Source organism: Vreelandella halophytica (assembly GCF_968193635.1).
Map to the genome: position 1 here is coordinate 1,588,999 of NZ_OZ309107.1, position 22,538 is coordinate 1,611,536.

The 22,538-nt window shown below is 61.5% G+C and carries 22 protein-coding genes; 17 read left to right on the forward strand and 5 right to left on the reverse strand.

From position 1 onward, the window contains the following. Positions 1-238: 238 nt before the first annotated feature. The 10 genes from ACWHXT_RS07530 (at position 239) to moaE (ending at position 7,973) form a co-directional block, all read left to right on the forward strand. Positions 239-859, forward strand: a complete 621-nt coding sequence (locus ACWHXT_RS07530; RefSeq protein WP_447957808.1) for a riboflavin synthase subunit alpha — start codon at positions 239-241, stop codon at positions 857-859. A 160-nt stretch (positions 860-1,019) separates the two neighbouring features. Next, the gene (locus ACWHXT_RS07535; protein WP_447928865.1) at positions 1,020-2,318 is read left to right on the forward strand and encodes an NCS2 family permease; all 1,299 of its coding nucleotides are present in this window, start codon (positions 1,020-1,022) and stop codon (positions 2,316-2,318) included. Between the two features lie 38 nt (positions 2,319-2,356). Then, on the forward strand, positions 2,357-2,902 hold the full coding sequence (locus ACWHXT_RS07540; RefSeq protein ID WP_447957809.1) for an adenine phosphoribosyltransferase: 546 nt from the start codon (positions 2,357-2,359) through the stop codon (positions 2,900-2,902). Between the two features lie 8 nt (positions 2,903-2,910). Beyond that, positions 2,911-3,390, forward strand: a complete 480-nt coding sequence (gene gpt, locus ACWHXT_RS07545; protein WP_447528581.1) for a xanthine phosphoribosyltransferase — start codon at positions 2,911-2,913, stop codon at positions 3,388-3,390. Position 3,391: 1 nt separating this feature from the next. Beyond that, a complete protein-coding gene (ung, locus tag ACWHXT_RS07550) occupies positions 3,392-4,075 on the forward strand; it encodes a uracil-DNA glycosylase (RefSeq protein ID WP_447957810.1) in 684 nt (227 codons plus the stop codon). A 79-nt stretch (positions 4,076-4,154) separates the two neighbouring features. Beyond that, complete coding sequence (upp, locus tag ACWHXT_RS07555; RefSeq protein ID WP_447528583.1) at positions 4,155-4,784, forward strand: uracil phosphoribosyltransferase; 630 nt, start codon at positions 4,155-4,157, stop codon at positions 4,782-4,784. A gap of 130 nt (positions 4,785-4,914) precedes the next feature. Next, complete coding sequence (locus ACWHXT_RS07560; protein ID WP_447957811.1) at positions 4,915-6,144, forward strand: uracil-xanthine permease family protein; 1,230 nt, start codon at positions 4,915-4,917, stop codon at positions 6,142-6,144. 28 nt (positions 6,145-6,172) lie between these two features. After that, positions 6,173-6,712, forward strand: coding sequence for a molybdopterin-guanine dinucleotide biosynthesis protein B (mobB, locus tag ACWHXT_RS07565; protein WP_447957812.1), 540 nt, complete (start codon positions 6,173-6,175; stop codon positions 6,710-6,712). Positions 6,713-6,716: 4 nt separating this feature from the next. Further along, positions 6,717-7,511: a cyclic pyranopterin monophosphate synthase MoaC gene (moaC, locus tag ACWHXT_RS07570; RefSeq protein ID WP_447957813.1), complete on the forward strand. Its 795-nt coding sequence runs from the start codon at positions 6,717-6,719 to the stop codon at positions 7,509-7,511. Then, positions 7,512-7,973 carry a molybdopterin synthase catalytic subunit MoaE gene (moaE, locus tag ACWHXT_RS07575; RefSeq protein ID WP_447957814.1) on the forward strand — a complete coding sequence of 154 codons (462 nt, stop codon included), beginning with the start codon at positions 7,512-7,514 and terminating at the stop codon, positions 7,971-7,973. It begins immediately after the preceding gene. A 4-nt stretch (positions 7,974-7,977) separates the two neighbouring features. Here the strand turns inward: moaE and ACWHXT_RS07580 are convergent, their stop codons facing one another. Continuing rightward, entirely contained in the window at positions 7,978-9,552 is a 1,575-nt protein-coding gene (locus ACWHXT_RS07580) for a ribonuclease J (RefSeq protein WP_447957815.1), read from the reverse strand. A gap of 266 nt (positions 9,553-9,818) precedes the next feature. Between ACWHXT_RS07580 and purU the strand changes: the two genes are divergently transcribed. Further along, the gene (gene purU / locus ACWHXT_RS07585; RefSeq protein ID WP_447528589.1) at positions 9,819-10,673 is read left to right on the forward strand and encodes a formyltetrahydrofolate deformylase; all 855 of its coding nucleotides are present in this window, start codon (positions 9,819-9,821) and stop codon (positions 10,671-10,673) included. A 64-nt stretch (positions 10,674-10,737) separates the two neighbouring features. On the opposite strand, the gene lexA is transcribed toward purU, so the two are convergent. Next, a complete protein-coding gene (gene lexA / locus ACWHXT_RS07590; RefSeq protein ID WP_447928872.1) occupies positions 10,738-11,412 on the reverse strand; it encodes a transcriptional repressor LexA in 675 nt (224 codons plus the stop codon). Between the two features lie 219 nt (positions 11,413-11,631). Here lexA and ACWHXT_RS07595 point away from each other — a divergent pair, with 219 nt between their 5' ends. From ACWHXT_RS07595 to ACWHXT_RS07610, 4 genes are all read left to right on the forward strand, one after another. Further along, positions 11,632-12,309, forward strand: a complete 678-nt coding sequence (locus tag ACWHXT_RS07595) for a TetR/AcrR family transcriptional regulator (RefSeq protein WP_447928873.1) — start codon at positions 11,632-11,634, stop codon at positions 12,307-12,309. Continuing rightward, positions 12,287-12,814 carry a L,D-transpeptidase family protein gene (locus ACWHXT_RS07600; RefSeq protein WP_447957816.1) on the forward strand — a complete coding sequence of 176 codons (528 nt, stop codon included), beginning with the start codon at positions 12,287-12,289 and terminating at the stop codon, positions 12,812-12,814. The genes ACWHXT_RS07595 and ACWHXT_RS07600 overlap by 23 nt, the downstream gene beginning before the upstream one ends. Positions 12,815-12,879: 65 nt before the next feature. Continuing rightward, positions 12,880-13,890, forward strand: a complete 1,011-nt coding sequence (nagZ, locus tag ACWHXT_RS07605) for a beta-N-acetylhexosaminidase (protein ID WP_447957817.1) — start codon at positions 12,880-12,882, stop codon at positions 13,888-13,890. 99 nt (positions 13,891-13,989) lie between these two features. Continuing rightward, entirely contained in the window at positions 13,990-14,568 is a 579-nt protein-coding gene (locus ACWHXT_RS07610; RefSeq protein WP_447928876.1) for a hypoxanthine-guanine phosphoribosyltransferase, read from the forward strand. 13 nt (positions 14,569-14,581) lie between these two features. Here ACWHXT_RS07610 and ppsR read toward each other — a convergent pair whose 3' ends face one another. After that, positions 14,582-15,415 carry a posphoenolpyruvate synthetase regulatory kinase/phosphorylase PpsR gene (gene ppsR / locus ACWHXT_RS07615; protein WP_447895854.1) on the reverse strand — a complete coding sequence of 278 codons (834 nt, stop codon included), beginning with the start codon at positions 15,413-15,415 and terminating at the stop codon, positions 14,582-14,584. Positions 15,416-15,706: 291 nt separating this feature from the next. Between ppsR and ppsA the strand changes: the two genes are divergently transcribed. Further along, a complete protein-coding gene (gene ppsA / locus ACWHXT_RS07620; RefSeq protein ID WP_447957818.1) occupies positions 15,707-18,088 on the forward strand; it encodes a phosphoenolpyruvate synthase in 2,382 nt (793 codons plus the stop codon). Between the two features lie 147 nt (positions 18,089-18,235). Then, on the forward strand, positions 18,236-20,026 hold the full coding sequence (gene ggt, locus ACWHXT_RS07625; RefSeq protein ID WP_447957819.1) for a gamma-glutamyltransferase: 1,791 nt from the start codon (positions 18,236-18,238) through the stop codon (positions 20,024-20,026). An 18-nt stretch (positions 20,027-20,044) separates the two neighbouring features. Here the strand turns inward: ggt and ACWHXT_RS07630 are convergent, their stop codons facing one another. Next, entirely contained in the window at positions 20,045-21,931 is a 1,887-nt protein-coding gene (locus tag ACWHXT_RS07630; protein ID WP_447957820.1) for a glycerophosphodiester phosphodiesterase family protein, read from the reverse strand. Positions 21,932-21,991: 60 nt separating this feature from the next. Continuing rightward, complete coding sequence (gene rraA, locus ACWHXT_RS07635) at positions 21,992-22,498, reverse strand: ribonuclease E activity regulator RraA (protein WP_447957821.1); 507 nt, start codon at positions 22,496-22,498, stop codon at positions 21,992-21,994. Between the last annotated feature and the right edge of the window lie 40 nt (positions 22,499-22,538).

The following is a 22,538-nucleotide window of genomic DNA, read 5'->3' on the forward strand; positions in this document are numbered from 1 at the left end:
AGAGTCTAGAGAGGGCCTGTCGGCTTGTCAATTAAAGCGGCGCTAAAACGCCACCCGCGCCAAATCGAAAGCATTCGACGCACAAAGCAGCGTTTTAGGGCCCGTTAGGCGCTCGAAAAAACGACGACCGTACCCGGCGGGAGCAATAAACCCTACTCGGGCCTTTAGCTTGAAGCGGGTTAAAGGCGATAATGGCGGTTTGCAAAACGTTCAGGCCCGCAGGGCGTTAGGGGGAGTAATGTTTACAGGCATTGTGCAAGGCGTTGGCCGGGTTGTCGAAATCCGTGAGCTCGAAGCGTTTCAAACCCATGTGGTCGAGCTTTCGCCCGCGCTTTGCGAAGGGCTCGAGCTTGGCGCCTCGGTGTCGCATAACGGGGTGTGCTTGACCGTTACCGCCATCGACGGCCACAAGGTAAGCTTTGATCTCATGCGCGAGACGCTGCGATTGACCAATCTTGGTGCATTGAGCGTTGGCGATTGCGTCAATATAGAGCGCGCCGCGCGCTTTGGCGACGAGATCGGCGGCCACGCCATGTCCGGGCACATCATCGCCATGGCGGATGTGGTGGGCATCGACGAGGCGCCCAACAACCGCCGGCTGTGGTTTTCGCTGCCCAAAACCCTGGGGCGCTTCGTTTTCGAGAAGGGCTATGTCGGCGTCGACGGTATCAGTCTCACGGTGGGGGATGTGCGCTCGGCGGGTGAAAACATCGTGTTCAGCGTCAATCTAATTCCCGAAACGCTACAGCGCACGGTGTTGAAAGAGCGCCTGCCCGGCGCCCAGGTCAACATCGAGGTGGACCCGCAAACCCAGGTCATCGTGGAAACCGTCGAGCGGGTGCTGGCGGCGCGCGCTTGAGGCTTTGACCAGTTGGTTAAGTAGTGGCCTGAAAATTGCTGGAGAATCAGAGCGGGGAAGCCCGCACTCATCGGCTGCGCGCCGAAGCTCGCATCGCTTTCGGGCTTTCGGTAGACTGTGCGGCTTTTCTCGCATCACCGGGCGCAGGGAACAAAACGATATGAAAGGTTTGGACAACTACTTCAAGCTCACCGAGCAAAATACCAACGTCAAAACCGAGGTGATCGCGGGCATCACCACTTTTTTGACCATGGCGTACATCATCTTCGTCAACCCGAGCATTTTGTCGGAAGCGGGGATGGACTACGGCGCGGTGTTCGTGGCGACCTGCGTGGCGGCGGCCATTGGCTGTTTCGTCATGGGTCTTTGGGCCAACTACCCCATTGCCCAGGCGCCGGGTATGGGGCTCAACGCCTTCTTCACCTACGGGGTGGTGCTGGGCATGGGCTATACCTGGGAGGCGGCGCTCGGGGCGGTATTTCTTTCGGGTCTTACCTTTTTCCTGCTGAGTATTTTCAAGATTCGCGAATGGATCATCAACGCCATACCCCTTTCGCTGCGCTTGGGCATTGCCGCCGGTATCGGGCTTTTTCTGGCGATGATCGCGCTTAAAAACGCCGGTATCGTGGTTGCCAATCCGGCAACGCTGGTCGCGATGGGCGATCTCTCCGAGCCTTCGGCCATTTACGCGCTGCTCGGCTTTTTCGTGATTACCGCGCTTGCCTACTTAAACGTTACCGGCGCGGTGCTGATCGGCATTCTGGGCGTGACCGTTGCGGCCATGCTTCTGGGGCATAACGAGTACGGCGGGCTGATGTCGATGCCGCCGTCCATCGCGCCGACCTTCATGGCGATGGACCTGGCCGGCGCTTTCGACGTGGCAATGCTCAGCGTCATCTTTGCCTTTTTGTTCGTGGACCTGTTCGACACCTCCGGTACGCTGGTCGGCGTTGCCCATCGCGGTAAGCTTTTGGATAAAGACGGTAAGCTTCCGCGCATTGGCCGCGCCATGATGGCCGACAGCACGGCTTCCATGGCCGGTGCGGTATTGGGTACCTCGACCACCACCAGCTATATCGAATCCACCGCAGGTATCGCATCCGGCGGGCGCACGGGCTTGACCGCCGTGGTCGTGGGTGTGATGTTTTTGATCAGCCTGTTCTTCGCGCCGCTGGCGGGCTCGATTCCGGCCTACGCCACCGCCGGAGCACTTTTGTATGTGGCGGTGCTGATGGCGGGTAGCCTGGCCCATGCCAACTGGGAAGACCCCACCGACGCCGCGCCGGTACTGATCGCCGCGATTGCCATGCCGCTGACGTTCTCGATTGCCGACGGCATCGCGCTGGGCTTTATGAGCTTTGTCGGTATCAAGACGCTCTCCGGGCGCTTCAAGGACCTCAATCCGGCGGTGATCGTTCTGGCGCTGCTGTTTGCGGTGAAATTCGTATTCTTCGGCTAGGCGTTGGCCCGGCTTTGTATTAACCAATGAGAGACGCGATGAGCATTTACGGCGACTACATCAAGTCCGTTATTCGCACGGTTCCCGACTGGCCCGAGCAGGGTGTCAATTTTCGTGACATCACGCCTTTGCTGCAAAACAGCTCAGCCTTTCGTAAACTGATCGATAGCTTCGTACACCGCTATCAGGACATGAATCTGGATGCCATTGCGGCGATCGACGCGCGCGGTTTCATCATCGGCGCACCGCTGGCTTATGAGCTTGGTTGCAGCTTCGTGCCGGTACGTAAAAAGGGCAAGCTTCCGTTCAAAACGGTTAGCGAAACCTACACTCTCGAATACGGCGCCGCGGAAGTGGAGCTTCACTCCGACGCGTTCGAAAAGGGTGACCGGATTTTGCTGATGGACGACTTGATCGCGACCGGTGGCACGATGCTGGCCGCCGCCAACCTGATTCAGCGCTGTGGCGGTCAGGTAGTCGAGACCTCGACGATCGTCGATCTGCCCGAACTCGGCGGCTCTCAAAAGATTCGCGACGCTGGCTTTGGCGTGTTCGCGGTATGTTCATTTAACGAAGACGAGTAACGCCTCCCATGAGCAGCGAACGCTATCACCAGCACTTCACGGTCTCCTGGGACCAGATCCATCGCGACGTTCGGGCCCTTTGCCACCAACTGATCGAGCGCGATTTCAAGGGTATCGTGGCGATCACCCGGGGCGGGTTGATTCCTGCCGCGCTGATCGCCCGCGAGCTCAATATCCGCCTGATCGACACGGTCTGTATCAAAAGCTACGATCATATGGATCAGGGCGGGCTCGATATCATGAAGGGCGTGGACCACGACGGCGAGGGCTGGCTTTTAGTGGACGACCTGGTCGATACCGGTAAAACCGCCCGGGCCGTGCGTGAAATGCTGCCCAATGCCCACTTCGTTACCATTTACGCCAAGCCCGACGGCCGCCCGTTGGTCGATCAGTACCTCACGGAAGTGGGCCAGAACTGCTGGATTCAGTTTCCCTGGGACATGGGCATCGCCTATGTCGAACCGCTCGCCGATCAATTGAAGAAATGATATGACCGACCCTCTACCCAAGGACTGGAGCCAATGGCTCGGCCAGGAGTTCCAGGCGGATTACATGGCCGCGCTAAAAGCGTTTCTGGCCGATGAGAAAGCGGCTAAAAAGGTCATCTATCCGCACTCGTCCAACTGGTTTCGCGCCTTCGAGCTCACGCCTTTGGAGGAGGTGAAAGTCGTCATTCTGGGCCAGGATCCTTACCACGGCCCCGACCAGGCCCACGGGCTCTGCTTTTCGGTCAAGCCCGAGGTTCAGGTGCCGCCGTCGCTGCTCAATATCTATAAAGAGCTTGAAAGCGACGTGGGCTTCACGCGGGTAAATCACGGTTTTTTGGAGCCCTGGGCGAAGCAAGGCGTGCTGCTTTTGAACACCGCCCTGACGGTCGAGAAGGGTAACGCGGCCTCCCACCGGGGCAAGGGGTGGGAGAATTTTACCGATGCGACGATCAAGACGGTCAGCGAACACGCCGGGCCTTGCGTGTTTCTACTCTGGGGCAGCCACGCCCGTCAGAAGAAAGCGCTGATCGATCGAACGCGCCATTTGATTTTGGAATCGCCACACCCGTCGCCGCTTTCCGCGCACCGCGGCTTTCTGGGTAATCGCCACTTCTCCCAGGCGAACCAGTTTCTGGCCGAGCAGGGACGCCCGGTAATCGAATGGCAATTACCCGCCACCCCTTAACCTTGGGGGCGGTTGCGGGTAGAATGGCGCGCAATTTTGCGCTAGCCGAGCGCTTTTAACCCTGCAGTGAGGTAGTTTCATGAGTGTCCACGCCATTGATCATCCGCTTGTTCAGCATAAATTGGGGCTCATGCGGGAAGGCGGTTTGAGCACCAAGAGCTTTCGCGAGCTGGCAGGTGAAGTCGCCAAGCTACTGACCTACGAGGCCACCAAGGATCTCGAGGTCGAAGACCATCAGATCGAAGGGTGGAACGGCGAAGCCATCGCGACGCGGCGTTTGAAAGGCAAAAAGGTGACCGTCGTGCCGATTCTGCGCGCAGGCCTTGGCATGCTCGAAGGAGTCACCGACCTGATTCCCAGCGCCCGGGTCAGCGTCGTCGGACTTTACCGCGATGAAGAGACGCTTCAGCCGGTACCGTACTTTGCCAAGTTCGCCAACGACATCGAAGAGCGTATGGCGATCGTGATCGACCCAATGCTCGCGACCGGTGGCTCGATGGTGGCAACGCTGGATATGCTACGCGAGCGGGGCTGCGACAGCATGAAAGTGATCGTGCTGGTCGCAGCACCCGAAGGCATTGAGCGCGTACAAAAAGACTACCCGGATATCGAGATCTACACCGCGTCCGTCGATGAGCGCCTCGACGAAAACGGCTATATCGTGCCGGGCCTTGGCGATGCCGGCGACAAAATATTCGGCACGCGCTAAGCGCGCTGCCTTGAAATGCCCCTTACGCTTTGCGTCGGGGGCATTTTTTTGGGCGCGAAAAACGCCCCGGTACCCACTCCCCTGACAAGCCTGCCCTGATGGGCGACCCAATGAACGTTAAGGACGCTGCATGAGCACTGAATCATCACAAGAGGGCTGGCCCAAAACGCTGTTGACCGGGGCGCAAATGTTGTTCGTCGCCTTTGGCGCGCTGGTGCTGGTACCGCTATTGACCGGGCTCGACCCAAGCGTTGCGCTGTTTACCGCCGGTGTCGGCACGCTGGTCTTTCACAGCGTGACCAAACAGAGTGTGCCGGTTTTTTTGGCCTCTTCTTTTGCGTTTATCGCGCCTATTCAAGGCTCGATTGCAAGCTTTGGCGTCTCCGCCACGCTTGGTGGGTTGATGGCTGCCGGCATCGTTTATACCGTTATCTCTCAAGTGGTGCGTATCAAAGGCACGGGCTGGCTGAATCGACTGCTGCCGCCGGTAGTGGTGGGGCCGGTCATCATGGTGATTGGTTTGGCGCTGGCGCCGGTGGCGGTGAGTATGGCAACCGGAGAAACCAGCGATCACATCGGCTATGGTCAGGCGATCTTTCTCTCCATGGCGAGCCTGGCGGTCACGCTGGTGCTGGCGGTGTTCGGCCGCGGGCTTTTGCGGCTGGTGCCGATCATGGGCGGGGTCGCTACCGGCTACGCGCTCTCGCTGGTCATGGGGGTAGTGGACTTTACGCCCATTCAACAGGCGCGCTGGCTTTCGGTGCCGGCCTTTAACGCGCCGAGCTTTCACTGGGCGGCGATACTGTTCATGATCCCCGTGGCCATCGCCCCGGCGGTCGAGCACATTGGTGACATGGTGGCGATCGGCTCGGTCACCCGGGAAAACTATCTGGAAAAGCCCGGGCTTCACCGTACGCTGTTGGGCGACGGCCTGGCGACCTGCGTGGCGGCGCTGTTCGGCGGGCCACCCAACACCACCTATTCCGAAGTGACCGGCGCGGTCACGCTGACCAGGGCGTTCAACCCGGTGTACATGATCGTGGCGGCGGTATTGGCCATTTTGCTGGCCTTCATCAGCAAATTGGGCGCGCTTTTGCAGACCATTCCCGGCCCGGTCATGGGGGGTATCATGACATTGCTGTTCGGCTCGATTGCGGTGGTGGGCATGAATACGCTGGTGCGCGCGGGGCAGTCGCTCACCGCGCCGCGCAACCTGGTGGTCGTCTCGCTTATTCTGGTCTTCGGGATTGGCGGTATGCAGTTCGGGGGCGGGCAGTTTACGCTACAGGGCGTTAGTTTGGCCGCGCTCGTCGGTATTGCGCTGAACGCGCTGCTGCCACCGGAAAAAGAGCTTGCCTGAGGCTGGGTCAAAGGAGATCTCCCTGGAAATGATAAAAACGCCTTTTCCCGTGCTCGGCATAGCCGCCTGGAGCTCGACGGGTAAGACCACGCTTTTGACGAAGCTTCTGCCGCGCTTGCGCGAGGCGGGGCTCGATGTAGGGGTGATCAAGCACGCCCACCACAACTTCGACATCGACAAGCCCGGCAAGGATAGCTACCGGCTTCGCGAGGCCGGCGCCGCGCCCATGCTGGTGGCTTCACACCGGCGCTACGCCTTGATGCAGGAGACACCGGGCCAGGACGAGCCGGACCTTGGCCATTTGCTTTCACTGATGACCGCCCACGCGCCGGATCTGGTCATCGTCGAAGGCTTCAAGGATTGGCCGCTGCCCAAATTGATTCTCTATCGCGACGGTATCGGCGACCCGGCTATCCTGCAAAGCGACGGTCTCAAAGCGGTGGCGCTAAAAGGCGAGCCGCCCGAGACGCTGGACGCTTCTATCCCGCGGCTAAACCTTGATAACATCGATGAGATTGCGCGCTGGATCCTTCAATGGTCCCGCGCGTCCCGTGACGACAAAAGGTAACGATATGCAGCTGACCCACCTGAACACCCACGGCGAAGCCAACATGGTGGATATCGCCGATAAAGAGGCGTCGCGCCGGGAAGCGGTGGCGTCGGGGCGCATCGTCATGGCCCCGGCAACGTTAAGGCTTTTGAGCGACGGTGAGCTGCCCAAAGGCGATGTATTGGCCACGGCGCGTATCGCGGGTATCCAGGCCGCTAAACGCACGTCCGATCTGATTCCACTTTGCCATTCGCTGGCGCTTAGCAAGGTGAGCATCGATTTCGATATCGACTGGCAGGAGGGCGCGGTCGATGTACACGCGCTTTGCCGGTTGAATGGGCGCACCGGTGTCGAGATGGAGGCGCTGACGGCGGTCTCGGTGGCGTGCTTGACGCTTTACGACATGTGCAAGGCCGTCGACAAGGAGATGCGCATCGACGCGATTCAGCTCGAGAGCAAGCGCGGCGGCGTACGCGGCGATTATCAACGTAGCGCGGCGCCGATCGTAACCGGAGAAGGCACGCCCGGGGAGGTCAGCGTCGGTGAGCGCTGTACGGTATCGCCCTGCGTGCGGGTCAAGTTCCTGGCCGAGCTTCGTGAGCGGGTCGGGCATAGCGAGGTGTCGTTCTCCCTCGATGCGCTTGAAAGCCGCGATGTAGCCGGGCTCAAAACGGTGCTGGCCGAGAAGGATACGCGTTTTAGCGTATTGAAGGAGCAGCGTACGCTGTGCGCCATCAATCAGGTCATGGCCAACGACACCGCGCCGATCACCGACGGTGACGAGATAGCCTTTTTTCCACCGGTGACCGGGGGCTGAATGAGCGACTCATTGATCAGTGTGGCCATACAGGAGGCGGCGTTTAGCCTCGACGAGGGCTATACCGCGACGCTTGAAAACCGCTTTGACATCGGCGCCGTAGTGACCTTTACCGGGTTGGTGCGTGATTTCAACGAAACCCCCGAGGTGACCGGGCTGACCCTTGAACACTACCCGGGAATGACCGAGCGCGCGCTTTACCAGATTGGCGAAGAGGCGTTGTCACGCTGGGCGCTGCAGAAGGTGGTGATCATCCACCGGGTAGGGCAACTGCACCCAGGGGACCCGATCGTGCGGGTGCTGGTGGCCAGTGCCCACCGGCGAGACGCGTTCAGCGCCTGCGATTTCATCATGGATATTTTAAAGACCCGCGCGCCTTTCTGGAAAAAGGAGCATTCCACCCAGGGCGATTACTGGGTGAAGGAGCGCGCAAGCGACCAGCAGGACGCGGCGCGCTGGTGAGGCGTCAAGGCGCCTCGGTCGCCATGATTTGCAAATGGACTTCCGGCATGTGCTGGCAGTGTTCCCCCAGCCAGTGAACCATGCCGGGGGTAAGCGCCTCGCGAAGCTCGGCCAGGGTGTCGGCGTGTATTTCATCGAGGCGCTCGTCGAGCCAGTCGCTAAAGCTCTCTTCATCGATGGGGCTTGCCCCGCTCGCGTCGAGCATCAAGCGGCCGATACGCTGCCAGCCCGTATCGGTGGCGCATACCGGCAGCGCCAAAAACAGCGTGCCGCGCCGGGCGCTGTTCGACTCTGCCCCAAGGCCTGGGTGAGGCGTCACGCTGTTTTGATCCACCACGTGGGGTAGCTGCGGGTAGCGCGCCTCGACCCGAATGCCTTCGTTGTCCATTGCCAGCATATCGCCGTTGACCGGGGCGAGTGGCGCCTTGATACCGAGCTCTTCGGCCAGCGCCTGGTGGGCCTTTTGATGGACCGCTTCGCCGTGAACTGGCAGCAGCGCCTTGGGCCTTATCCAGCGATAGAGCGTTTTGAGCTCTTGCTGGGCCGGGTGGCCGGTGGCGTGGAGTTCCGGGTGATTGGTTTCGTCAAAAAGCGTCACGCCCAGTTGGGTAAAGCGGCGTTTGAGCTGGGCAATCGGGCGTTCGTTGCCGGGAATGGCCTTGGCGGAGAAAATCACGTTATCGCCCGCTTCCAGGTCCATGAAGGGGTGACGCCCCTGGGCCAGGCGCTGCAGTGCTGCGCGGGGCTCGCCCTGGCTGCCCGTGGCGATCACGACGACTTCATCCGGCGGCAGGTAGCCCAAATCCTGGGGCGGGACCAGCGCCGGGAAGTCGTCCAGATAGCCAAGCCCACGGGCGACACCCACCATACGCTCCATGGAGCGGCCCATCAGGCTCACCCGCCGTCCACTCTGCGCCGCCGCCTGGCCAATCGCCCACACGCGCGCCAGGTTGCTGGCAAAGCAGGAGACCACGACGCGGCCCTTGCACGCCTTTAGCGTTCGGGTGAGCGCTTTTGCGACATCGCCTTCGCTGCCCGCGGTGCCGGGGAGCGGGGCGTTGGTCGAGTCGCCGACGACGAGGTCCAGCGGTGCCAGTGCCTGAAAGTGGGCGGGATTGACGCTTGGGCCGATCAGCGGCGCGGGGTCGAGTTTCCAGTCGCCGGTGTGAAGGACCCGGTAGCCCCCGGCCAGCATCATGATGGCGCAGCTTTCGGGAATCGAGTGCGTCATCAACAGATAGCGAAGCGTGAACGGGCCCTGCTCCAGCGCCTCATTGGGTTCGATCACGTGAATGGCGGCGCTGCTCAAACTGTGTTCGGCAAACTTGTGGCGTAAAAGGCCGGCGGCCAGGGGAGTGGCGTAAATCGGGCACTGCCACTTCGGCCAAAGCCAGGCGACCGCGCCGATATGGTCTTCATGGCCGTGGGTGATGAAGAGCGCCTGGGGGGTGATATCGAGCTCGGCCAGGGTCTGGGTATTGGGCACCTGAAGCGGGGCGCTGGGCAGATCCTGGCGAATCATCATGCCGCAATCAATGGCGATCCAGTGACCGTCATAACCATAAAGCGTCAGGTTCATTCCTATTTCACCACAGCCGCCAAGCGGCAGTATGCGCAAGGGTGGACGGCGGCGGGGACGAAGTTGAACGCGAGATGGATCCATTGATTATGAACAGCCTGAAAAGTAAGGCTTTAACTATACGGTAAGGCGGGGGCGGCTAACAATCATGGCGATGCCAGCCAGGCCCGCTTGCGCTACACTAGCGCCCTTGCTCAGCGCCACGACCCCCTTCATGGCGGACAAGGCCTGGCATTTTTAAAATCGTGTTTATATTGAGTGTATTTATGTCGCATTACTACCGTTTAGTGGTTTCCTGCCCGGACCAAGTGGGCATTGTGGCGCGTGTCTCCAGCTTCATCGCCCAGCATGGCGGCTCCATCACCGAGGCAAGCCAGCATTCGGATCTGCAAACGGGCCGGTTTTTCATGCGTTACGAGATTCTTGCCGATTCCATCGGTATGACCGCCGAGGCGCTCGAAGAGGCGTTCTCGCCGATCGCCAGCGCCTTCGACATGCAGTGGGCGCTGGTGGATACGCAAAAGCGGCGCAACGTGGTGATCATGGTCTCAAAAGAGTCCCACTGCCTGGTCGACCTGCTTTACCGCTGGCAGGCCGGCGAGCTCGACTGCAACATCGTGGGGATCATCTCCAACCACCCGGATATGCGCGCGCTGAGTGAGTGGTACCAGATTCCTTACTTTCACATTGCGGTCGACCCAGGCGACAAGCAGGCCTCGTTCGATGCGGTACAGGCGCAAATCGAGGCGCTCGAGGCGGACTGCATCGTGCTGGCGCGCTACATGCAGATTCTGCCGCCGGCGCTTTGTAGCCGCTACGCGGGCCAGGTCATCAACATCCATCACAGCTTTTTGCCCTCGTTTGCCGGTGCCAAGCCTTACCACCAGGCTTACGCGCGGGGCGTTAAGCTGATCGGTGCGACCTGCCACTACGTGACCGAGGAGCTGGATGCCGGCCCGATCATCGAGCAGGACATTCATCGGGTTAGCCACTGCCATACCCCGACGGATCTGGTGCGCTTTGGCCGCGACGTGGAAAAATCGGTGCTGGCGAGGGGGATTCGCTGGCATCTGGAAGACCGGGTGCTGATCGACGGCAACAAGACCGTCGTCTTTAACTAAAAAAAGCGGGGGGCACTGATGAGTGCCCCCCGCTTTTTATACGACGTTCAAACAGGCGAGTGGCTTAGCCGAGCGCTTGGCCGCTGCCGCCGCGAATCACGCCTACGCCCACACCTTCGATATCGAGCTGCTGGGTGCGCAGGTCGATTTCGATCGGGTCGAAGTCGCTGTTTTCAGCCAGTAGCGTTACCTGATGGCCGTCGCGCTTGAAGCGTTTGACGGTGACTTCGTCTTCAAGGCGTGCCACCACGATCTGGCCGTCGCGTACCCGCTCGGTGCGGTGCACGGCGAGCAGGTCGCCTTCCAGAATGCCGATATCTTTCATCGAAAGCCCGCGCACGCGCAGCAGGTAGTCCGCCTTGGGCGTGAAGTAGTCCGCCGGAAGCGGGCAGTAGCGGTCGATGTGCTCGGCGGCCAGAATCGGGTTGCCCGCAGCGACTTCGCCAATGATGGGCAAGCCGTTTGCCGGCGTTTCGCCGCTTTCGTTGGCAGCCGGCGCCGGCTCACTGGTTTCGGTGCCTTCCTGGTTGGGTAGGCGAATACCCCGGGAAGTGTGGCGAATGATACGAATCGCGCCTTTGCGCTCGAGGGCGCGAAGGTGTTCTTCCGCCGCGTTGGGTGAGCGAAAGCCCAAAGCCTTGGCGATCTCGGCCCGGGTGGGCGGGTAGCCAAGCTCATTCATGGTTTTAACGATAAAGTCAAAAACGTGCTGTTGACGTACTGTAAGAGGACGGGACATGTCTGACTCCAGCGTAAAAGGGTAACTAAAAAGGTGACTCGATATATATGTGTTTAAGTATACAGTATGTTCCTCTGTCCAGTATATGACTCAAGCCACGGATTATAAAGCCGTTCGAGCATCGAGTGAGGGAGTTCACCCTTTCTGGCGATTGAGACTGGCGCGTTAATGGCCTACTATTTTGCGATGTTTTAAACACTCGTTTTTCTGGAGGGCGCCATGGCGCAATCTGATACGGTCACGCGTATCCTGGATACTGCGGAGGTGCTGTTCGCTGAACGCGGCTTTGCCGAGACCTCGCTTCGTAATATCACCAGCAAGGCACGGGTGAATCTGGCCGCCGTGAACTACCACTTCGGTTCCAAGAAAGCGCTGATTCAGGCCGTATTCGCGCGCTATCTCGATCCTTTCAGCCAGCGCTTTCACGAAGCCCTGGACGCGCTGCACGAGCGCTACGGCGAGGAGGACATTCCCCTCGAAGTGCTGCTCGAGGCCATGGCGACCACGGTGCTGACGGTGCCCGCCGAGCGCAATAGCCTCAAGGTTTTCATGCGCCTTTTGGGTTTGGCCTATAGCCAGGCCCAGGGGCATCTGCGCCGCTATATTCAGCAGCAGTACGGCGATGTGTTCACCCGTTTCGTCGAGCTCGTTCGTCGGGCAACGCCGGAGCTTCCCGACGCGGAACGCTTCTGGCGGCTGCACTTCATGCTGGGCACGGTGATCTTCACGCTTTCCGGGCTCGATGCGCTGCGCGATATTGCCGCCAAGGAGTACAACGAGCAGGTTTCGGTGCGCGATCTTGTCCGGCGGCTACGCCCGGTGGTGGTTTCCGCCATGAACGCGCCGCTTCCCCCCGCTTTGGAGGAGCCTGCGTATGCTGACGCCCAATCTGGCTGAGCTTCCTCCCGTCGATGGCCCTTGGGTCGAAGTCGACCTCGCCACCCAGCGCCTGCGCTGCTGGCAGGGCCAAGCGGTGGTACACGAGTGCGCCGTTTCGACCGGTGAAAACGGCGTAGGGCAAAACGAGGGCAGTGGTCAGACGCCCCGTGGCTGGCACTACGTGCGCGCCGCGATTGGCGAAGGCCTGCCGGAAAATGCGGTATTTCGCGGGCGGCGCTTCACCGGCGAAGTCTTTACCCCGGCGCTGGGCGCGCAGAATCCCCAGCGCGACTGGATTCTGACGCGTATTCTCTGGCTTTGCGGGCTCGAGCGCGGCGTTAACCGCGCAGGCCAGACCGACTCCCAGCGCCGCTATATCTATCTGCACGGCACGCCGCCAGACCAGCCCATGGGTATCGCCGCCTCCCACGGCTGCATTCGCCTGCGCAATGACGATTTGCTCGCGGTGTTCGCTTTCGCAGCCCCAGGCACCCCGGTGTGGCTCAACGCCGCGGGGCTTTAACCCCGGATTTTGTTTAAGGCCGCCGATCGACTAGAATTGGCGGCCGTTTTATTGGATGCAAGCCGATGACGCAACCGCCAGGCCCGGTCATGCTCGACCTCGAAGGGCCCGCTATCACGCAAGCTGAAAAAGCCTTGTTGGCCGACCCCGCCGTGGGCGGGGTCATTTTGTTTGCGCGCAACGTAGAAAGTGCCGAGCAGGTCAGCGCGCTTTGCCAAAGCATTCGCCGGCTAAGGCCCGATCTGCTGCTGGGCATCGACCAGGAAGGCGGGCGCGTTCAGCGCATCAAAAAAGGCGTTACGCGGCTTCCCGCGATGGCGCGCATTGGTGAGGTCTACGCCCAAGACGCGGATGCCGGGATACAGCTGGCCATCGATGCCGGCTGGCTGCTGGGCATGGAGATGGCGGCCTGCGGGCTCGATATTAGCTTCGCCCCGGTGCTCGATGTCGAAAGCGGGGTTTCCAGCGTGATCGGCGATCGAAGCTTCAGTCAGGACCCCGAGCACGTCGCCGAGCTCGGCGGACGCTTCATTCAGGGCCTGCACGAAGCGGGTATGGCCGCGGTAGGCAAACACTTTCCCGGCCACGGCGGCATCGAAGCCGACACCCATCATAGCTTTGCCGACGACCCGCGCCCGCTAAGCGAGCTCAAGGCGCGGGATCTGGTGCCTTTCACCCGCCTTGCCGCCCAGCTCGACGGCGTCATGCCCGCCCATGTGGTCTTTAGCGCTTTCGATCAGCGCCCGGCGGGCTTCTCGCCGAACTGGCTCGGAATGCTCAGAGAGTCACTGGGCTTCAAGGGGGCGATCTTCTCCGACGATTTGACCATGGCCGGTGCCCACGTGGCCGGCGGGCCGGTGGAGCGCGCCCGCGCCGCGCTGGCTGCCGGCTGCGACATGCTGCTGGTATGTAATGATCGTGGCGCCGCGCTCGAGGTGGTCGCCCATTGTCAGGGGCTCGAGAGCAAACGCGCCGGCAAGCTTCGCTACGCCCGCGCCCGGCCGGATCTCGCGGCGTTGCCCGCGCTCAAGCGCTGGCGCCGCGCCAATGCACGCCTGAGCGAGCTGGCCGACTAGCCCGCGCCGCCTTAAACACCTTTTTCTCGTTCGAAGCGCCGATGTATCGCCGGCGCTTTTATTTTTTAAACCTTGATCGCTTGATACCGGAGCCCTTCGATGAACAAACTCGATAAAGAAGCCCTTGAATCCCTGGATTCAATGCGCGAGCTGATGGATAACGCCGACTGCCTGATCACCCAGGCGCAGGTCGAGGAAGCTCTCGATCACATGGCCGAAGCCATCACACGGGATTTGGGTGACAAGCTGCCGGTGTTTTATTGCGTGATGAACGGCGGGCTGATCACCACCGGTCATCTGCTGACCCGGCTGGGCTTTCCGCTGGAAGTCGACTACCTGCACGCTACGCGCTACCGCAACGAACTGCGCGGCGGCGAGCTTTTCTGGCGGGTCTCGCCGGAGGTGCCGATGGCCGGGCGCCACGTGGTGATCATCGACGACATCCTCGACGAAGGCTCGACCCTGGCGGCAATTCTGGACTACTGCCAACAGGCCCAGGCGGCGAGCGTCACTACCGCCGTGCTGGTCGATAAACAGCACGACCGCAAGGCGGTGCCGGGGCTCAAGGCCGACTACTGCGGCCTGGAAGTGGCGGATCGTTACGTGTTCGGTTTCGGCATGGACTACAAGGGTTACTGGCGCAACGCCCCTGGTATCTTCGCGCCCAAGGGGCTGTAAGCCTTACCCCTCTTTAGCGGGGCGAAAAACGCCGCGTTAGCCCGGTTTCGGCGATCATGCGCGTGGAGATCTCCTCGATCGAGAAGCGGGTGGTATCGATGAACGGAATGCCAAGCGTGCGGTAAAGCGCGCTTGCCTGCTCGACTTCCTGCACGCATTGGTCGATCGAGCTGTAACGGCTGTTGGGACGGCGCTCGTTGCGAATGGCCGAAAGCCTTCGCGGGTCGATGGTCAGCCCGAAGAGCTTGTGGCGGTGCGGGGCGAGCACCCTGGGCAGTTTCAAACTGCCGTCCTCGTCGAGATCGTCTTCGGTGATCGGGTAGTTGGCCGCGCGGATGCCGAACTGCAGCGCAAGATAAAGCGACGTTGGCGTTTTGCCGCAGCGCGAAACGCCGACCAGAATGACGTCTGCCTGATCGTACTGGTGGGTGCGCGCGCCGTCGTCGTTGTCGAGGGCAAAATGCACCGAGTGGATGCGATCCATGTAGACATCGTCGCTACCAATGGCGTGGGTTCGCCCGACACTATACGAAGAGTGGGTCTCGAGCTCTTGCTCCAGCGGCGCCAAAAAGGTCGAAAACACATCCACTTTGAAGCCCTGGGCCTGGCGAATGACGTCGCGAATTTCCTGATCGACGATGGTGTCGATGATGATCGGGCGCTGGCCGTCGCGGTTGGCGGTGGCGTCGATGATATTGGCGAGCGCCTGGGCTTTTTCGACCGAGTCGATATAGGGCTTGGTGAGCATCGTGATCTCGACGCCGCTGAATTGTGCCAAAAGGCTACGTCCCAAACTCTCGGCGGTGATCCCCGTTCCGTCGGAAATAAAAAATGCCGTACGCTTCATGCTTTTCTCCCGTTGATCACCTCGATGCGTGAAGCGCTATTCTCACCGTTGGGTGTCGCAAGCACAACGGGCCAGGCCGCTATGGAGCGGGCGACTACAGAAAGCGCCTTAATTCTCGCCGTGTTGTAAAAAACCTTCACTGACTTCGCGGTTAGACTAATGGCGAATACGAGGGGGCGGTGATAGGGTGACACGCTCAATGAAATTGACCGACCCGATCTGGCGAGCCCCGGTCTGGCGAGACCCGGTCGGGTGGTTCAACCCGCGGTCGATGATTAAAAGGGGTGTTGCGTGCAAGAGTACATTGTGTGGTTCGATCAACTGGGCATGAACGACGTCGAGCGAGTAGGCGGCAAGAACGCCTCGCTCGGTGAAATGATCTCCAACCTTGCGGGCGCCGGTGTCACCGTGCCCGGCGGCTTTGCCACCACCGCTCACGCCTACCGCGAATTTCTCGCTTTCGAGGGCCTCAACGACCGGATCAACGCGCTGCTGACGCGTTTGGACGTCGACGACGTCAAGGCGCTTGCACAAGCGGGCAGCACCATCCGCCAGTGGATTATCGATACGCCCTTACCGCCCGCTTTCGAGCGCGCCCTGGCAGATGCCTACGCCGACCTGCAACAGCGCCACCCCAACCTGAAAGCCGCCGTACGAAGCTCCGCCACCGCCGAAGACCTGCCGGATGCCTCCTTTGCCGGCCAGCAGGAAACCTTCCTCAACATCGAAGGCTTTGACAACGTCAAGCGCGCCGTGCACGAGGTGTTTGCCTCGTTATTCAACGACCGGGCGATTTCCTATCGCGTGCACCGCGGCTACGCCCACGAGAACGTGGCGCTTTCCGCGGGCGTGCAGAAAATGGTGCGCTCGGAAACCGGCGCCTCCGGGGTCATGTTCACCCTGGACACCGAGTCGGGCTATCGCGATGCGGTGTTCGTCACCGCCTCCTGGGGGCTGGGTGAAACCGTGGTGCAGGGCGCCGTCAACCCGGACGAGTTCTACGTTCACAAACCCACCCTGGAAGCGGGGCGCCCGGCGGTACTGCGCCGCACCCTGGGCTCCAAGCTGATCAAAATGGTCTACGGCGAAAGCGCCAGCGCCGGCAAGTCCGTCGAAACCGTCGACGTACCGCTCTCTGATCGCGGGCGCTTTTGCATCAACGATGAGCAGATCATGGATCTTGCCCGCCAGGCGGTCACCATCGAAAAGCACTACCAGCGACCCATGGATATCGAGTGGGCGCTGGACGGCGACGACGGCAAGCTCTACATCGTCCAGGCGCGCCCGGAAACCGTGGTGTCCCAGCAGGAGGGCGGCAAGCTCGAGCGCTTCCATCTCCGGGAGAAAGGGCGCCGGCTGATCACCGGCCGGGCGATCGGTCAGCGTATCGGCAGCGGTACGGTGAAAATCGTGCTCAGCCCGGATGAGATGCACAAGATCAACGACGGCGACGTGCTGGTCACCGACATGACCGACCCGGATTGGGAGCCGATCATGAAGCGCGCCTCGGCGATCGTCACCAACCGCGGCGGGCGCACCTGCCATGCGGCGATCATCGCGCGTGAGCTGGGTATCCCCGCCGTGGTCGGCTGCGGCGATGCCACGACCCAGCTGCGCGAAGGCATCGACGTCACCGTCTCCTGCTCCGAAGGTGATACCGGCAACGTCTACGAAGGCATTCTCGATTACGAATGCAAGGTTTCAAGCGTCGACGCCATGCCCGAGATTCCGTTCAAGATCATGATGAACGTGGGTAACCCGGATCGCGCCTTCGGCTTCGCCGGTTTGCCCAACGCCGGTGTGGGGCTTGCCCGGCTCGAGTTCATCATCAATCGTATGATCGGCGTGCACCCCAAGGCGCTGCTGGAGTACGACCGCCAAACGCCGGATTTACAGCAGGTGATCGACGCGCGCACCGCGGGTTACGACGACCCGGTCAGCTTCTACGTCGACAAGCTCGTCGAAGGCATCTCGACGCTGGCCGCGGCGTTCTACCCCCAGCGAGTCATCGTGCGGCTTTCGGATTTCAAATCCAACGAGTACGAAAACCTGATCGGCGGTAAGCTTTACGAGCCCGGCGAAGAGAACCCCATGCTGGGTTTCCGGGGCGCCTCGCGCTATGTTTCCGACGCCTTCCGGCCGTGTTTCGAGCTGGAGTGTCGTGCGCTCAAGCGCGTGCGCGACACCATGGGCTTCGAGAACGTCGAGATCATGGTGCCGTTCGTGCGCACGCCAACCGAGGCGCGCGACGTAGTGGAGCTGCTCGCCGCCAACGGGCTGGCGCGCAACCCGGATGACCCGAACGGCCTCAAGGTCATCATGATGTGCGAGCTGCCCGCCAACGCGCTGCTCGCCGATGAGTTCCTCGAGCACTTCGACGGCTTCTCCATCGGCTCCAACGACCTGACGCAGCTTACCCTGGGGCTCGACCGTGACTCCGCCATCGTCGCGCATCTGTTCGACGAGCGTAATGAAGCGGTGAAAAAACTCCTCTCCATGGCGATCCAGGCGTGCAAGGCGCAGGGCAAGTACGTGGGAATCTGCGGGCAGGGCCCGTCGGATCATCCGGACCTTGCCAAGTGGTTGATGGAGCAGGGCATCGACTCGGTATCGCTCAACCCGGACGCGGTGCTGGAGACCTGGTTCATGCTGGCCGGGGAAACCATCGCCTAAGTAGCCTTGCCAATTCAGCGATTAATGCGCCCGGCCATTGTGCCGGGCGCACGCGTTTTATAGGCTAACCTGTCAGGTGAGTAAGCCAACACCTTTTCCCGCTCAAGAAAACGCCGGCTTCGGCCTCGAAACATCTCAGGAGTGATCATGCTGCCACTACGGGCGACGCTGCCCTTGACCGGCTTATTGCTGGTTCCGCTCTACAGCTTTGGCTTTACCTACGAAGCGCCCTCGGTGACCCCGGAAGTGGGCTCGGGCTACGAGGAAAAACCCGGCTGGGCGAACGATAAATTCGCCGTCGCCGCCGCCAACCCGCTGGCCACTGATGCCGGCCGGCAAATTCTTGAAGCCGGCGGTAACGCCATCGACGCGGTCATCGCCGTGCAGATGGTGTTGACGCTGGTCGAGCCGCAATCCAGCGGCATCGGTGGCGGGGCCTTTTTGATGCACTTCGATGGCACCGATATCGACGCCTTCGACGGTCGCGAGACCGCCCCGGCGGCGGCGGACGAGATGCTGTTCATGGAAGATGGCGAGCCGCTGGCATTCATGGACGCGGTGGTGAGCGGGCGCTCGGTCGGCGTACCCGGCACGCTGAAGATGCTCGAAACCGCCCACGCCGCCCACGGCCAGCTCGACTGGGAGACGCTCTTCGTCCCGGCGATTACGTTGGCCGAGGAGGGCTTCGAAGTGAGCCAGCGCCTGCACACAAGCCTTGCCGAAGACCCGGCACTGCGCGATGACCCGCTCGCCGGGGCGTTTTACTACGACGCGCAAGGCGAGGCGTTGGCAGTGGGTGAGACGCTGACCAACCCGGCGCTGGGCGCGCTGCTTCGCCGGATAGCAAGCGAAGGCAGCCGCGCCTTCTACGAAGGCGACGTGGCCCAGGACCTGGTCGAGCGGGTGCAAAATCACCACACCCGCCCGGGGGAAATGAGCCTGGAAGATTTGAGCGGCTATGAAAGCATCACCCGGGAGGCGATCTGCACGCCCTGGCAGCAGTGGGACGTCTGCGGCTTTCCGCCGCCGTCCTCGGGGCACCTGACCGTCATGCAAATTCTGGGCATGCTGGAGTACCAGCCGATGATCGAGGCGCCTTTGGATAACGGCGCGGCGAGCAGCGGCTGGCTGCATCAGTTTTTGGAAGCGTCGCGGCTCGCCTTTGCCGACCGTGGCCGCTATATCGCCGACCCGGACTTCGTCGAGGCGCCAGGGGGCGATTGGTCGCTGATGCTCGCCCCGGAGTACCTGGAAAGCCGCAGCCGTTTGATCGAGGAGACCAGTATGGGCGAGAGCGCCGAGCCTGGTAACCCCGGCGAGTTCGAGGTGAGCTATGCAAGCCAGCCCACCCAGCCCGAGTACGGCACCAGCCACATCAGTATCGTCGATGAAGAGGGCAACGCGGTGGCCATGACCACCACCATCGAGCAGGCGTTTGGCTCGCGCATCATGGCCGATGGCGGCACGGGCCTGGCCGGCGGGTATCTGCTCAATAACGAGATGACCGACTTCTCCTTCGAGCCGGAAATCGACGGTGAGCCGGTGGCCAACCGGGTCGAGCCCGGCAAGCGGCCGCGTTCGAGCATGAGCCCGACATTGGTATTCGACCACGACAACGGCGATTTCGTGGCAAGCCTGGGCTCGCCCGGCGGTGCGGCGATCATTCACTACACCGCACGCACGCTTCTGGCCATGCGGGACTGGGGCCTGAGCGCCCAGGAAGCGCTGAACCTGCCCCACGCAGTCACGCTGGGCGGCGATGTCTGGCTCGAAGAAGGGCGCTTTCCCGAGGCGACCATCGAGTCGCTCACCCAGCGCGGGCATAGCGTCAGCGAGCGCGAGCTGACCAGTGGTCTTCAGGCAATCCGCCGCCTGGAAGACGGCACGCTGTTCGGCGGCGCCGACCCGCGCCGTGAAGGCGTCGTGATGGGCGAGTAGCCCGGCCTTAAGGTCAAGTTACTCGCGCAGCCAGTTGCGCAGTTTCACCAGTATCAGACCGCCATCGCTCAAGGCATGGCGGTCTTCTATTAGCATGCTCAGCCGATCCGGGTAGTCGGTAATGATCGCATCCACGCCTAGATCGATCAGGGTCGACATCCGCGCGCGGTCATTGACCGTCCAGGCGTGTATCTCGTAGCCGTAGCGCCCGGCGAGTTCGATCTCGTGCTGGGTGATGCGGTTATGGCGAAGGCCCAGCGCGTCGAAGCTGCGCCGGTCGAGCGTGCCCGGCAAAATCAGCTGAGCCAGCAGCGTGACACGAAGCGCCGGCGCCTGCTCCTTGATGAAGGTGACGATGCCCGGCGTCGTGGTGGCTACGCGCATATCCATCTGCGCGTGGGGAAAGCCGCATTCGCTCATGCCATCGAGCGCGCTTGGCTGGGTTGCCCAGCAGCGGTAGCGAATGTCCGACTCCGCATCGAGGGCATCCAACACGGCCTGGGCCAGGCGCTGCTCGTCCCGGGGCAACGCTTTCATGTCGATCATCAGCCCCGCCTTGCCACGCACCAGCGCCAGCGTTTCATCGAGCCCGGCGATGGGCTCGTTGACGAAGGCGTCGCCGAACCAACTGCCCACGTCGAAGCCGCTTAGCTCTTCGCGGGTCAGATCATTGAAATCCCGGGGGTCGCCGGTCAGCCGTGTCAGGCTCCGGTCGTGGTACAGAAGCACCGCATCATCAGCGCTTAGTCGCACGTCGAGCTCCACGAAATCCGCCCGGTCCTCGAGCGCCTGACGCACGGCGGCCAGAGTGTTTTCCGGCGCGACCATGGAGCTTCCCCGGTGGGCGATTACCGCCACGTTATCGCGCAACTCGAAACTGTTGAGAATCCACCAGGCTTGTAGCGCGGCAAATACCAGCACGAAGGCCTCGACCGCCCAGGCCAAACGGCCGGGGTTTGCGTTGGTCACCCTGGGCGCCGGATGGGGCTCGCGGCAGGCCAACTGAAGGTAGAGGCACGCCGAAAGCAGGGCATTGGCGGCAATGCCGAGAAAGGTAATGGTCAAGGTGATCAGCACGTAACCGGTAAGATAGGCAAGCATCGCCGGGATCAGTACGGCGCTTCGCTCGGGCAGCCACCACAAAATCGGCGTGACGATCAAATCGAAAAGTAAGGTGACGAGCACCGGAAGCGCCACGATCAGCACCAGCAGTATCAGTACCGCCGCGCCGATCGAGCGCCGCCCGCCCCGGGTGAGCGGCACGCTCTGTCTAAGCGCGGCCAGCGGCGAGCGCTGCTCGACGGCCACCAGCGGTAGGGCGAGCATCCAGCGAAGATAGAGCCAGGCCGCCAGGCTCGCCCATATCAAGACCAACGGCAGCGCGCAGGCAATGAAGTACCAAAGTACCGGCGGGCGAACGCGCTGCAGGTAGTAGAGATCCAGATCGCTGAGAAAGAGATCGAATAGCCAGGTAAGCCCAAGCATGAAGGGGGCGAGCAGTAACAGGTGGGCGCTGACCTGAACGATGACCAGCCCGGCAAGGGCCGGCAGACGCCGGGTACTCAGCCAGAGCGCTTCAAAAGCGAGGCGGTAGTGGTTTTCCCGGGCCCGGGTGGCGACCAGCAGCATGCCGGCCTGCTGCCAGTAAATCAGCAAAAAGGCGAACCAGAGCCCCACCAACAGGGTTAACAAACCAAGCGGGCTAAAAAGCAGCGCGACCAGCGCCTCGGTCGTGATGACCGTGCGGTTGAGCGCTGAAAGCAGGGTTTGCGACACCCAGCCAATGGCGGGCAGCACCAGCGCCGACGCCAGCAGCGTATAGATCAGGTGATAAGCGATCAGCGGTCTTAGGTGGTCTTTCAGCGTTCGATAGAGGGCGTGGCCCAGGGTGGTCAACGGCGGCATAAAAAAGGAGCTTTTGAAGTGAGTGCAGGCGCGGCGTTTGGGTCGCGCCGGACAAGCGGCTTAAGAGAGGGCCAGGGCAGCGTCGGACACGATAATACCGTTGTTATCGGCGTAGAGCCACTGGCCGGGCTGGAGGGTGGTGCCGGCAAAGGTGACCGGGATATCGCGCTGGCCTTCGCCGTTTTTCTCGCTTTTGCGAGGATGGCTGCCCAACGCCTGAACGCCGAGCGAAAGCGTCGCCAGAATATCCACATCGCGCACGCAGCCGAACATCACAACGCCGGCCCAGCCGTTTTTAACGGCCTGCTCGGCTAGCATGTCGCCCAGCATGGCGCAGCGGTAGGAGCCACCGGCATCGACCACCAGTACCGCGCCTTCGCCGGGCTCGGCAACCGCCTCTTTTACCCTGGAATTATCCTCGAAGCATTTGATCGTACGCACCCGCCCGTAAAAGGCCTCGACACCGCCCATATTGACGAAGAGCGGATCGAGAACGGCCACCTGGGGGTTGGCATCGCAAAGGTCCGGGGTCACGATGTTTAAAGCAGGTGTAGCGGTGGTCGACATAAAGTGTTCCTTGAATGGAGGAGGGTGAGCATAAAAAACG

Bases quoted from the DNA above. Each gene is read 5' to 3' on its own strand.
- ACWHXT_RS07530 (WP_447957808.1), top strand. From the start codon at position 239: ATGTTTACAGGCATTGTGCAAGGCGTTGGCCGGGTTGTCGAAATCCGT.
- ACWHXT_RS07535 (WP_447928865.1), top strand. From the start codon at position 1,020: ATGAAAGGTTTGGACAACTACTTCAAGCTCACCGAGCAAAATACCAAC.
- ACWHXT_RS07540 (WP_447957809.1), top strand. From the start codon at position 2,357: ATGAGCATTTACGGCGACTACATCAAGTCCGTTATTCGCACGGTTCCC.
- gpt (WP_447528581.1), top strand. From the start codon at position 2,911: ATGAGCAGCGAACGCTATCACCAGCACTTCACGGTCTCCTGGGACCAG.
- ung (WP_447957810.1), top strand. From the start codon at position 3,392: ATGACCGACCCTCTACCCAAGGACTGGAGCCAATGGCTCGGCCAGGAG.
- upp (WP_447528583.1), top strand. From the start codon at position 4,155: ATGAGTGTCCACGCCATTGATCATCCGCTTGTTCAGCATAAATTGGGG.
- ACWHXT_RS07560 (WP_447957811.1), top strand. From the start codon at position 4,915: ATGAGCACTGAATCATCACAAGAGGGCTGGCCCAAAACGCTGTTGACC.
- mobB (WP_447957812.1), top strand. From the start codon at position 6,173: ATGATAAAAACGCCTTTTCCCGTGCTCGGCATAGCCGCCTGGAGCTCG.
- moaC (WP_447957813.1), top strand. From the start codon at position 6,717: ATGCAGCTGACCCACCTGAACACCCACGGCGAAGCCAACATGGTGGAT.
- moaE (WP_447957814.1), top strand. From the start codon at position 7,512: ATGAGCGACTCATTGATCAGTGTGGCCATACAGGAGGCGGCGTTTAGC.
- ACWHXT_RS07580 (WP_447957815.1), bottom strand. From the start codon at position 9,552: ATGAACCTGACGCTTTATGGTTATGACGGTCACTGGATCGCCATTGAT.
- purU (WP_447528589.1), top strand. From the start codon at position 9,819: ATGTCGCATTACTACCGTTTAGTGGTTTCCTGCCCGGACCAAGTGGGC.
- lexA (WP_447928872.1), bottom strand. From the start codon at position 11,412: ATGTCCCGTCCTCTTACAGTACGTCAACAGCACGTTTTTGACTTTATC.
- ACWHXT_RS07595 (WP_447928873.1), top strand. From the start codon at position 11,632: ATGGCGCAATCTGATACGGTCACGCGTATCCTGGATACTGCGGAGGTG.
- ACWHXT_RS07600 (WP_447957816.1), top strand. From the start codon at position 12,287: ATGCTGACGCCCAATCTGGCTGAGCTTCCTCCCGTCGATGGCCCTTGG.
- nagZ (WP_447957817.1), top strand. From the start codon at position 12,880: ATGACGCAACCGCCAGGCCCGGTCATGCTCGACCTCGAAGGGCCCGCT.
- ACWHXT_RS07610 (WP_447928876.1), top strand. From the start codon at position 13,990: ATGAACAAACTCGATAAAGAAGCCCTTGAATCCCTGGATTCAATGCGC.
- ppsR (WP_447895854.1), bottom strand. From the start codon at position 15,415: ATGAAGCGTACGGCATTTTTTATTTCCGACGGAACGGGGATCACCGCC.
- ggt (WP_447957819.1), top strand. From the start codon at position 18,236: ATGCTGCCACTACGGGCGACGCTGCCCTTGACCGGCTTATTGCTGGTT.
- ACWHXT_RS07630 (WP_447957820.1), bottom strand. From the start codon at position 21,931: ATGCCGCCGTTGACCACCCTGGGCCACGCCCTCTATCGAACGCTGAAA.
- rraA (WP_447957821.1), bottom strand. From the start codon at position 22,498: ATGTCGACCACCGCTACACCTGCTTTAAACATCGTGACCCCGGACCTT.